9 protein-coding genes are annotated in these 11528 nt (G+C 55.0%); 8 read left to right on the top strand and 1 reads right to left on the bottom strand.

The genetic code is table 11. The features are described from left to right. Nucleotides 1-397 precede the first annotated feature (397 nt). The 6 genes from argC (at nucleotide 398) to argH (ending at nucleotide 7408) form a co-directional block, all read left to right on the top strand. Nucleotides 398-1456 (top strand): N-acetyl-gamma-glutamyl-phosphate reductase, encoded by a 1059-nt coding sequence (argC, locus tag L0M99_RS09560; RefSeq protein ID WP_238128442.1) that lies wholly within the window; start codon nucleotides 398-400, stop codon nucleotides 1454-1456. Between the two features lie 68 nt (nucleotides 1457-1524). Further along, the gene (argJ, locus tag L0M99_RS09555; protein WP_238128443.1) at nucleotides 1525-2634 is read left to right on the top strand and encodes a bifunctional glutamate N-acetyltransferase/amino-acid acetyltransferase ArgJ; all 1110 of its coding nucleotides are present in this window, start codon (nucleotides 1525-1527) and stop codon (nucleotides 2632-2634) included. Then, complete coding sequence (gene argB / locus L0M99_RS09550; protein WP_238128441.1) at nucleotides 2631-3527, top strand: acetylglutamate kinase; 897 nt, start codon at nucleotides 2631-2633, stop codon at nucleotides 3525-3527. Before argJ ends, argB begins: the two co-directional genes overlap by 4 nt. After that, nucleotides 3520-4767 carry an aspartate aminotransferase family protein gene (locus L0M99_RS09545; RefSeq protein ID WP_238128440.1) on the top strand — a complete coding sequence of 416 codons (1248 nt, stop codon included), beginning with the start codon at nucleotides 3520-3522 and terminating at the stop codon, nucleotides 4765-4767. Before argB ends, L0M99_RS09545 begins: the two co-directional genes overlap by 8 nt. Continuing rightward, nucleotides 4764-5978 carry an argininosuccinate synthase gene (locus L0M99_RS09540; RefSeq protein ID WP_278606416.1) on the top strand — a complete coding sequence of 405 codons (1215 nt, stop codon included), beginning with the start codon at nucleotides 4764-4766 and terminating at the stop codon, nucleotides 5976-5978. The genes L0M99_RS09545 and L0M99_RS09540 overlap by 4 nt, the downstream gene beginning before the upstream one ends. Before the next feature lie 2 nt (nucleotides 5979-5980). Further along, the gene (gene argH, locus L0M99_RS09535; protein ID WP_238128438.1) at nucleotides 5981-7408 is read left to right on the top strand and encodes an argininosuccinate lyase; all 1428 of its coding nucleotides are present in this window, start codon (nucleotides 5981-5983) and stop codon (nucleotides 7406-7408) included. A gap of 560 nt (nucleotides 7409-7968) precedes the next feature. Here the strand turns inward: argH and L0M99_RS09530 are convergent. Continuing rightward, nucleotides 7969-8673, bottom strand: a complete 705-nt coding sequence (locus L0M99_RS09530; protein WP_238128437.1) for an NUDIX hydrolase — start codon at nucleotides 8671-8673, stop codon at nucleotides 7969-7971. 83 nt (nucleotides 8674-8756) lie between these two features. Between L0M99_RS09530 and L0M99_RS09525 the strand changes: the two genes are divergently transcribed. Both L0M99_RS09525 and tyrS read left to right on the top strand, forming a co-directional pair. Next, nucleotides 8757-9824 (top strand): PTS transporter subunit IIC, encoded by a 1068-nt coding sequence (locus L0M99_RS09525; RefSeq protein ID WP_238128436.1) that lies wholly within the window; start codon nucleotides 8757-8759, stop codon nucleotides 9822-9824. 128 nt (nucleotides 9825-9952) lie between these two features. Further along, nucleotides 9953-11218: a tyrosine--tRNA ligase gene (gene tyrS / locus L0M99_RS09520; RefSeq protein ID WP_238128435.1), complete on the top strand. Its 1266-nt coding sequence runs from the start codon at nucleotides 9953-9955 to the stop codon at nucleotides 11216-11218. Nucleotides 11219-11528: the final 310 nt, after the last annotated feature.

The raw sequence follows: 11528 nt of genomic DNA, 5'->3' as shown, positions 1-11528 counted from the left end.
CCCCCCCCCCCCCCCCCCCCCCCCCCCCCCCCCCCCCCCCCCCCCCCCCCCCCCGGACAGTAATGCTTAAGGGGGCGCTTAGTCACCGTTTTCGTGTCTGGCTGGTTGTAGTTCAAAAAGAAAGCGCTTATCGGGAGCTTCATCTGCTGTTAGGTAAGCCAGTGGCGGCTCCGATGCCTGGGCAAATGTTCAGGACAGACAGCCGGGTTTCTCGTTTGTCGGGTGTAATTACCGATGCCGGGATTCTGCCAATGGAGCTGGAGCAGGTAATAGATATCTGACCGGTGATCGGCAGGGAGGTAATCTCCCTGCCGATCATTTTTATAAAAGTATCTCTGCTCACAACCGGGTCTTAAAGTTACGCATAGTTATTCATAACTTGATATAAATATGCACTATGAAGGTTTCAATTGTTGGTGCCAGCGGATTTGCCGGAGGAGAAATCCTGCGGATAGTAGCTGCCCACCCCAATTTCGAGGTCGATCAGCTATGCGCGTCCTCCTCAGCAGGAAAAAAGCTAGGGGAGTTTCATCCCCAGCTTCCCCAATTAGCCAAGCAAGAATTAAAAGCAGTAGACCCGGAGGCGCTAAAAGAAAGCGCCGCTATTTTCCTGGCGCTACCCCACGGACAATCCGGGAAAATAGCAGCGCAACTACGCGCAGGTGGGGTAGAGAGCCTGTTAGTAGATTGCGGGGCCGACCATCGGCTTACCTCTAAAGCAGCCTGGGACAGTTACTATGGCGGTGAATACTGCCCGGCCTGGACCTATGGAATGCCGGAACTTAAATGTGCTTCCGAGCCTTCGCAGCGTGAGCAGCTGGCGTGCGCCCAGCAGATTGCGGTTCCCGGATGTAACGTAACTGCGGTTACCTTCGCTTTTCAACCGCTGGTAGCAGCCGGATTGATTGATCCAAACGATATTGTCGCTACTTTAGCGGTGGGGTATTCCGGAGCTGGAAAATCCCTAAAACCGCACCTATTGGCCACCGCTGCCCTGGGCAATGCCCAGCCCTATGCGGTAGGCGGAACCCATCGCCATATCCCTGAAATCGCGCAAAACTTTGCGGTTAGCAGCGGGAACAACCCCGAGGACTATAAAATCACCCTCACGCCGGTGTTAGTACCCATGTCGCGGGGAATCCTGGCAACCGTTACCGCCGCTGCGACTCAAAAAACTTCTACGAAGCAGCTGCACGCCCTCTATCAGGATTTTTATCAGGAAGAAAATCTGATTCAGGTACTTGAACGCGGCTCTTGGCCGCAAACCCAAGCCGTGACCGGCAGTGCAAACGTGCAGGTACAGGTGGCATTAGATAAACGGTCCGGAAAAATAATCGCTCTCAGCGCCCTCGACAACCTAGGAAAAGGAACCGCGCAGGCGGCCGTGCAGTCAGCTAACCTGGCGCTGGGTCTGCCCGAATATAACGGCATTAACCAGATTGGAGTTGCCCCGTGAAAAAAGATAAAAGCCTCCAAGGCGTAACCAGCGTACCCGGATTCAAAGCCTGCGGAATCGCCTCCGGAATGCGCCGCAAAGGACGCAAAGACCTAGCCCTCGTCCTCAACACCGGGAAAAACCCGGTAGCAGCTGGGGTATTCACCTCCAACCGTTTCGCCGCCGCCCCCGTACTCTACTCGCGGGCTGTCCTCGCAAAAGGTGCGAGTGGAATGCGCGCGGTGGTGTTAAACTCGGGCAGCGCCAACGCCTGCACCGGGGAAAACGGTCTTAAAGATACGGTTGCCAGCGCCAAGGCAGTCGGGGATGCTCTAGAAATAGATCCGCGAGAGGTATTAGTGTGCTCCACCGGAATGATTGGGACACCCCTGCCGATGGACAAAATGCTCTCCGGGATTGAAACCGCTGCCGCGAGCCTATCTAAAGAGGGCGGCGCAGATGCCTCCTGGGCCATTCTCACCACCGATAACGAACCTAAAACCGTTCACTTGCAGGCTGAAGGTTATCAAATGGGAGGAATGGCGAAAGGGGCAGGAATGCTTGCTCCCGCCCTAGCTACGATGCTTTGTGTAATCACCACTGACGCGCTCCTCGATGCTGAAACTGCCCAAAAGGCACTAGAGCTTGCCTGCGCGAAAACCTTTAACCGGCTAGATTCCGATGGCTGCATGTCCACCAACGACACTGTACTTTTGCTGGCCTCCGGGGAAAGCGGAACCGTTCCCAGCGGATTTACCGAAGCGCTCACTCAAACTTGCGCCCAGTTGGCGCGCAAACTAGCTGATGATGCGGAAGGCGCGCAGCATACGGTAGAAATCGCAGTCACCGAGGCTGAAAATGAAGCCGGGGCTTTAATCGCTGCGAAAACCATTTCCCGCTCAAACCTGGTAAAAACCGCAATCGCCGGGTGTGACCCCAACTGGGGAAGAATCGTTTCCGAACTGGGCACCGTACCTGAAAGCGTTTGCCCCTACGACCCGAGCGCGGTATCGGTGCTGTTCAACGGGGTGCAAGTTTGTAAAAACGGCGCTGCTTGGGGAAATAGGCAAGACGTTCCCTTTGAAAGCCGTGACGTGCATTTAGAGGTACGCCTGGGAGCCGGAAACGCCCAGGCTAGCGTATTGACCAATGACCTTACCCACGAATATATTCACATCAACGCGGACTATTCATCATGAGTACAAAACATTTATCAGCCTGGGACAAAGCCGGGATCCTGCTAGAAACCTTGCCGTGGCTGCGCGAATACTCCGGCTCGCGGATTGTGATTAAATACGGCGGAAACGCCATGATATCTGAAGAGCTAAAAGCCGCTTTTGCCCAGGACGTAAGTTTCCTACATGAATGGGGGATTGAACCGGTTGTGGTGCATGGGGGCGGCCCGCAAATCAACTCCATGCTGAAAACCCTGGGGATTGAAGCCCCCTTTGTTTCCGGTCTGCGGGTCACCAGCCCCGAAGTAATGAAAGTCGTGCGCATGGTACTGACCGGGACAGTGCAGCGCGAACTGGTTTCGCTACTCAACGAATCCTCCATCGCGGCAATCGGGATTTCTGGCGAGGACGGAGCGTTTTTACGTGCCCAAAAACAAGGGGCGACAGTAGATGGAAAACCCGTCGACCTGGGGCTAGTGGGTAAAGTAACCGCCGTAGATCCCGGGCCGATAGAAGATTTACTGCAATCGGGGCGTATCCCGGTGGTTTCCTCCATTGCGGTAAACCAAGACAACCCCACGCAGGTATTAAATATCAACGCAGATTTGGCGGCCGCGGCAGTCGCAGGAGCCATTGGGGCTAAGAAACTAATCGTCCTCACCGATGTGAAAGGACTCTATCGCAACTGGCCAGACCCGGATAGTCGGATTTCGCAGCTAAAGGCGAGCGAGGCCGCCCAAATGCTGCCTACCTTGGAATCGGGAATGCGCCCCAAAGTGCAAGCCTGTATCCAAGCCTGTGAACAGGGAGTACCCCGTGCCACCATTATTGATGGGAGGGTGCCGCACTCGATGCTGCTAGAAATCTTCACCGATACCGGATTTGGAACTATGGTGATGGGAGATAGCCATGACTAACTCTGAATGGATCAGCGTCTACCAAGAAAACCTTTTAGGGGTATTCGGACAGCCGCAGGCCTGTTTTACTCACGGACAAGGCATCCGGGTGTGGGATATAGACGGTAAAGAATACCTAGATTTACTGGGCGGAATCGCCGTTAACGCCCTCGGATATGCTCATCCCGAAATCGTGAAAACTATTCATGAGCAAGCCAGCCGCTTTACTCACGTCTCCAACTTTTTCACTACTCCTCAGCAGGTAGAGGCCGCGGGCGCCGTAAAAAGGGTTTGCGCCGCCGGCTGGAGTAGCGAGGTCGAGGCGGAAATCGCCTCCCAGGCGCGAGTGCTATTTGTAAACTCGGGCACCGAAGCCAATGAAGCCGCCTTGAAAATGGCGCTAGCTGCCCAGCCGGGAGGGCGCGCGATTGCGGTAAAAGGGGCATTTCACGGGCGCACCTTGGGCTCACTATCGCTAACCTATAAAGCTCCCTACCGCGAACCATTTGCTCCCTTTGTGGGGCCTACCGAGTTTGTGGAGGCGTCGGTAGCAGGCATCCAGGGGGTAGATCCGAAAGGAATATCCGCGATTTTCCTGGAGCCGCTGCAAGGTGAAGCAGGCGTAATCCCCCTAGCACCGGAAGTTTTAGCGGCAGCACGCCAGCTCGCTGACCAAACCGGCGCGCTGCTAATTTTTGACGAAGTGCAAACCGGGATGGGCAGATGCGGAAAATGGCTTGCCCACCAGGGAATCTGCTTTGACGGGAAAGAAATAGTTCCGGACGTGGTGACTTTAGCTAAAGGCTTAGGGGCGGGAGTGCCGGTCGGAGCGTGTGTAGCCATGAACGAACGCGCCGCCAGTGCCCTAAAACCGGGAAGTCACGGCACTACCTTCGGGGGAAACCCGCTGGTAACTTCAGTAGTGGCGCGCACCATCTCCCTGATGGAGGAACTGGATTTACCGGCGCACGCTAGCGCAATTGGGGACGCCTGGATGCAGGCGATTGCCGAGGCCCAAATCCCAGGGATAAAAGAAACCCGGGGGCAAGGGCTGCTGCGCGGCCTCGTCCTCGAAAAAAATGTTGCCCCGCAACTGGCGAAGGCTCTGTTTAAGGCGGGATTTATCGTTAATGCTCCGGCAGCGAACATAATTCGCTTGGCGCCGCCCCTAATTATTGAACTTGACGAAGCAAAAACCCTGATACCGGCGTTAAAAGAAGCGCTCGCGCAGGTAGAACTAGACCTAGAAAAAGGAGAATAACCATGAGTAAAGATCGGGTAGTACTGGCATATTCGGGCGGATTGGACACTTCGGTGGCCATCGGCTGGATCGGGGAGCAAACCGGCAAAGAGGTGATCGCCTGCGCCGTTGACGTAGGACAGGGCGGGGAAGACCTGGAGGTAATTCGCCAGCGTGCCCTGGATTGCGGGGCAGTCGATGCCTATGTGGCTGACGCTAAGGACGAGTTCGCCGAAGAATATTGCCTACCGGCAATCAAAGCCAACGGCCTATACATGGATCAATATCCGCTGGTATCGGCGCTTTCTCGGCCACTGATCTGTAAACACCTGGTGAAAGTAGCGAAAGACTTTGGTGCCGATACCGTGGCTCATGGTTGTACCGGTAAAGGTAATGACCAGGTACGTTTCGAAGTGTCGCTCACCAGCCAAAACCCGGAGATTAAATGTATCTCCCCGGTACGGGATCTGGCGCTCACCCGGGATGTGGCGATTAAATACGCGGAAGAACATGAACTGCCGATCGAAACCACTAAACACAATCCCTTCTCTATTGACCAGAATGTGTGGGGGCGCGCGGTAGAAACCGGATACCTGGAGGATCTATGGAATCCACCTACTAAAGACGTCTATGTTTACACCGATGACCCCGCCTATCCGCCGATCCCGGATCAGGTAGTTATTAGTTTTGCAGAGGGCGTGCCAGTAGCTTTGGACGGGCAAAAAATGTCGCCCCTGGAAATCATTCAAGAAATGAACCGCCGGGCAGGCGCCCAGGGGATAGGTCGCCTAGATATGGTGGAAGACCGCCTAGTAGGGATTAAGTCGCGGGAAATCTATGAGGCTCCCGGCGCGGTGGCGCTGATTATCGCCCACCAAAACCTAGAAAACCTGACCCTAGAGCGCGAACAAGGACGCTTCAAACGGCAAGTAGAACAACGCTGGTCAGAGCTAGTTTATGAGGGGCAATGGTATTCACCGCTCAAAGGTTCGTTAGATGCCTTCGTAGAAGACAGCCAAAAATATGTCACCGGCGATATCCGGATGATTCTGCACGGCGGGCGGGCAGTAGTTGATGGACGGCGCTCCGAAGTCGGCTTGTATGACTTCAACCTGGCGACCTACGATTCAGGAGACAGCTTCGACCAGTCCCTCTCGCGCGGCTTCATTGGAATCTATGGGCTCTCAACCCAGTTGGCAGCGGCGCGGGAACAAAAAGAAAGCCAGAAATAACTATGAGCGAACAGGTATCGCTATGGGGAGGACGCTTTTCTGGCGGCCCTTCCCAGGCTTTAGCGGCACTTTCAGTATCCACCCACTTCGATTGGCGCCTGGCGCTCTATGATTTAGCCGGTTCGCGCGCCCACGCCCGGGCACTCGCCGGAGCCGGTCTGCTAGACGCGGAAGAACTATCGCAAATGCTGGCGGCTCTGGAGCGGCTGGAAGAAAAAGTTAAAAGCGGTGCCTTCACCCCCGACCCCGGTGATGAGGACGTACATACCGCCTTAGAGAGAGGACTATTAGAGGAGGCTGGATCGCATTTAGGGGGGAAACTGCGCGCTGGACGCAGCCGCAACGACCAGATCGCCACCCTCATCCGGATGTACCTGCGAAACCAGGCGCGCGCCCTATCCGAGCGAATCATCGAAGTAGTCGAGGCGCTTTTGAGCCAAGCGAAAGTGGCCGGGGATACCGTAATGCCGGGACGCACCCATATGCAGCACGCCCAACCGGTATTGCTAGCCCACCAGCTACTCGCCCACGTGTGGCCGCTGCTGCGAGACATTCAGCGTTTTGAGGATTGGGATCGGCGCGCCGCCGCCAGCCCCTATGGTTCCGGGGCGCTCGCGGGCAACACCCTGGGGTTAGACCCGGAGCAAGTAGGGGCAGACCTAGCCTTTGACCGGGTAGTAGAAAACTCCATAGACGGAACCGCCACCCGCGACGTGGTAGCCGAGTTCGCGTTCATCTGCGCCCAGGTCGGGATCGATATTTCCTCCCTTGCGGAAGAAATCATTATTTGGAATACCAAAGAGTTCGGGTACGTCACCTTAGATGATGCTTTCTCCACGGGATCATCGATTATGCCGCAAAAGAAGAACCCGGACGTGGCAGAATTGGCACGCGGTAAAGCCGGTCGCATGATTGGGGACTTAACCGGTCTGCTTACGGTACTTAAAGGTCTACCTTTTGCTTATGCTCGTGACCTGCAAGAAGATAAGGAGCCAGTCTTTGACCAGGTTGATACTTTAGAGGTGCTATTACCGGCTGTTAGCGGCATGGTCGCCACTATGAAGATTGACTATGGTCGCCTAGAAGAACTCGCGCCGCAAGGGTTCTCGCTGGCCACGGATATTGCCGAGTGGCTAGTGGCGCGGGGAATGCCGTTTAGGCAAGCACATGAAGTATCCGGGGCTTGCGTGCGCGAATGTGAAGAAAACGGGATAGAACTAGCAGATTTGAGTGACGAACAATTCGCCGCTATCGACCCGCTGCTAACTCCCGAAGTGCGGGAAGTGCTCAGCCCGGCTGGATCGGTGCGCGCCCGCGCCGGACGCGGAGGAACGGCGCCCGTACAGGTAGCCCGGCAGCTAGAGTCTGCCGAGCAGCAGATCGCGCGCATCCGCACCGATTTCGCCGGTAAACATCTGGAATTTAAATAATCCCTTGCCTTGTCATCCGGCGCGGTTTGTGGAGCCTGGGGGAGAAGTTTTTCCTCCTGCCCAAAAACTCTAAAAAGCCCTATGGCTTTTTAGAGTTTTGCGCCCACCTAGCCTGCTCGGATAAAACTTCTCCCCCAGGCGTACTTTCAAAAGTGCTGCTGCCTACTCATGTCTAGTGCGGGGTGTTCTTACTTTTTAATCCCGTCGTTGTTTTCCGGAAATCGGTGGCTCGCACGCTAGGGGAATAAATCAGCCCACTGGCAACATGGACAGTGTTCAGCCGGCGCGTCCCTTGTCGATTGTGATGCAAATTCGTTCGTAAGCGTAGGGGCACGGTGTTACTGTTGTTCGCTCACGACGGTCAGCAAACGCGAGGGCTAGGTTTTATCCGAGTGGGCGCGGTGGGCATAAGAATTCGGAAAATGCCTGCGGTCTTTTTCCGAATTCTTGGGCAGGAGGAAAAACCTAGCCCTTGCGGGGAAGGGGCAGGAGGAAAAACTTCTTCCCCGGGTACACGGGGGGAACTAGCCCTTGCGTGTAACGTGCAGATTTTGCGCTTGTTAGGAGGGGCGGAGGATGGCAAAGGGGTCGGTTACCTGCAGGCAGTGATTAGTGAAGCGGAAACGGCGAGCGGGGCGCCCGCCTTTGGTGCCGGGCGCTTTACGTTGACCGGTGGGGGCGAGTTGCCCGCGGCGACTGAGCACCCGCTGCAAGTTGGTGGGGGAAACTTCATGCCCCAAGGCAGCCTGGTAGAGGCGGGTTAGTTCCGCCATAGTGAAATCCGGAGGCGCCAAGGCAAACGCAATATTGGTGTAGGAAAGTTTTGCCCGCAACCGGTCTACGCCCTCGGAAATAATGTCGGCATGGTCGTAAGCCATTTGTGGCAGGTCGTTTACCGGCACCCACTGGGCGTAAGCCGGAATTGCGGTAGTAACGTCGGCAGGTACTAACCCTAAATAGGCGGTGGCCACAGTGCGTTGACTGGGGTCGCGGCGGGGATCAGAACGAGTACCTAACTGTTCCATATAGGAAAGCGCGCCAATATCCATCTTTTCGGATAGATGGCGAAAAGCGCTGGCACCCAGGGTTTCTTCTGGTTCTAAAGGACCGGAGGGGAGGGCGGGCAAACCCTGAAAGGGGGAGTGTTCACGGCGCGCCACCAGCACCATTAGCTGCGGGTAATCTCCCCGGATTTGCAAGACTACACTGAGTGCCTCATGCCGGTAGACGGCAACATCTTCGGCGTCTCGCAATTGGGTTCTCACAAAACCTTATGGTAGCTTAAATTTTAGTTTTCGACTATTAGGCGAAAACTAAAAGAGATACCTCGACAAGGAAAGTTTCCAAGATGAAACAACGGATTAAAGGCTGGCTATCGCTATTTTTTATTGACGCAATGACCGGTATGGCACACGGGCTATTCGCTTCCCTGATTATTGGCACCATCATGGTGCAGGTAGGCGGTTTTATCCCCGGAATAATCGGGCGGGGACTGGTGTTAATAGGTTCGGTGGCCTCGGTCCTTACCGGAGCCGGCATCGGGATGGGGGTAGCGCACCGCCTGCACGCCTCTACCTATGTAGTGGTAGGAACCGGACTAGCCGGAATGATCGGAGCCCATGCTGCCAAAATCTTGAGCGGGGGAATCGTGGACGGTCTTTCCATGCAGCTACAGGGGCCGGGAGAACCGTTGGGGGCATTTATCGCTTCTTTCGTGGCGGTCGAGTTTGGCCTACTAGTTTCCGGTAAAACCCCAGTAGATATCTTGGTTACCCCCTTCGTGACTGTTACCTCTGGAGCCATTGTGGGGCTGCTCATTGGACCAGGAATCTCGCAGATGATGACCGCTCTCGGAGCCATCATTAACTGGGGAACTGAGCGGCAACCCTTCCTAATGGGCATTATTGTGTCGGTACTAATGGGGATGATTCTAACCCTCCCGATTTCCTCGGCAGCTCTCGGAATCGTGTTGGGGCTATCCGGGTTAGCGGCCGGGGCGGCAACCGTGGGGTGTAGCGCGCAGATGGTAGGTTTCGCAGTAGCGTCATATCGAGAAAATAAAGTTTCCGGCCTAATCTCGCAGGGAATCGGTACCTCCATGCTGCAGGTCCCCAATATTATGCGACATCCCTTAATCTGGGTTCCCCCCACTTTGGCATCTGCGATTCTTGGTCCCATTGCCACCATGGTTTTCAAAATGGAATCGAATGCTGCCGGCTCCGGAATGGGAACTTCCGGTTTAGTGGGACAGATTATGACCTGGAATGTAATGGGGCCAACTACATCTTGGCCAGCACTTTTGGGAATGATCTTGCTGCTGCACTTTATTGCCCCCGCCGCCCTCTCTTTGCTATTTGCTGAGTTTATGCGGAAGCAGGGTTGGATTAAGGCCGGGGATATGCTGCTCGAAAAATAGGCAGCATTCCGGATAGGAAGCAAACCCCCAGCTGCGTCCGCAGGTAGGTTAGACTAAGCCCGAGAAGAATATATACGTGTTCACCCCGAGGGGGATCACGAGTTTAACCTGCATAAGAAAGGAATATCGTGGCCGATATTATTGATGAGCTGGAATGGCGGGGCCTACTTGCCCAGCACACTGATCTCGCGAAACTGCGGGAAGCACTTGCCAATGGACCGGTCACTTTCTATTGCGGTTTTGATCCTACTGCTGCTTCCCTGCATCACGGACATTTGGTGCAGGTGCTGATGATGCGGCATTTGCAAAAGGCAGGGCACCGTCCTATTGCTCTGGTTGGGGGAGCTACCGGATTAATCGGGGATCCCCGGATGACCGCGGAGCGGCAGCTGCAACCCAAAGAAGTAGTGGCGGGCTGGGTAGAGCGCCTGCGCGGGCAAATCAGTCGTTTCCTGGATTTCGAGGGCGACAACCCGGCAATCATGGTCAACAATATGGACTGGATTCAGGATCTAGGAGCGATTGAACTCCTCCGTGACTTGGGTAAAAACTTCCGGATGGGAACCATGTTGTCCAAAGATGCGGTGGCGCGGCGTCTAAAATCCGAAGAAGGAATTTCGTACACGGAGTTCAGCTACCAAATCCTGCAAGCCTATGATTTCCTTCAGTTATACCGCCGCTACGGCTGCACCCTGGAAACCGGAGGCAACGATCAATGGGGCAACCTGGTGGGCGGCATGGATCTAATCCACAAGGTAGAGGGCAAAGACGTCCACGTCATGACCACCCCTTTGATTACCAAGGCGGATGGCTCCAAGTTTGGTAAATCCGAGGGCGGGGCAATTTGGCTAGATCCGGAGATGCTTTCGCCCTACGAGTTCTATCAGTTCTGGCTGGGTGCTGAAGATGCGGACGTAGTTCGATTCCTGAAGGTATTCACTTTCCTATCCCGTGAGGAAATTGAAGCGTTGGCAGTCGAGGTAGCTGAGCGTCCTCATAAACGCGAAGCTCAAAAGGCGCTGGCCGCGGAGGTGACCCGTCTGGTGCACGGTCAAGAGGCACTAGATCAGGTGCTGGCAGCGACTGAAGCCCTGTGGGGTAGTGGCGATCTGCGTCAGGTGGACGGCAAGACTCTGAAGGGAGCGACCGCCCATTTGCCCAGTGCCACGGTAGAAATCGGGAAAACTAACCTGGTGGATCTGCTGATAACCGCCGGCTTTGAGAAGGGGCGCGGCGCGGCGATGCGCACCATTAAGAACGGTGGCGCTTATCTGAACAATCAGAAGGTTACCGACCCGGATCGGCTTATCACTTCCGAGGACGTGCTGCCGGGTTCTTTGGTGCTTTTCCGGAAAGGCAAGCGCAATCTAGCTGTCGCTTACCTGCAAAAATAGCTTATTTTTGGCGGTGTGTGAGAGGTCACCGCGTCTCAGTTTGAAGTTTTCTAACTGCAGTAGGTAAGTTAATACCTGTTGCCCCGGCAGAGAGCTTCGGTTCTGGGTCAGTGGGCTAGATTGTTTGACTTAGTACTTAACAGATAAGAACTGGTTTTATGGCCTGTTTCACTTACAAATAAGTTGAAAGCCAAAAACCAAATCTGTTAGACTGAGACTCGCGCGTTTTTCGCGCAGCGACCTTTACTGATCGTTTTTGGTTGGTTTGTGGTTTGGTTGTTTGTGTTCTCGATAGTGTGTTTTTTTGTTT

It is taken from the genome of Varibaculum cambriense, from assembly GCF_022133705.1.
GTDB lineage: Bacteria > Actinomycetota > Actinomycetes > Actinomycetales > Actinomycetaceae > Varibaculum > Varibaculum cambriense_A.
Note: the sequence above shows the minus strand (reverse complement) of the source record. Positions and strands in the feature narration are given on the sequence as shown.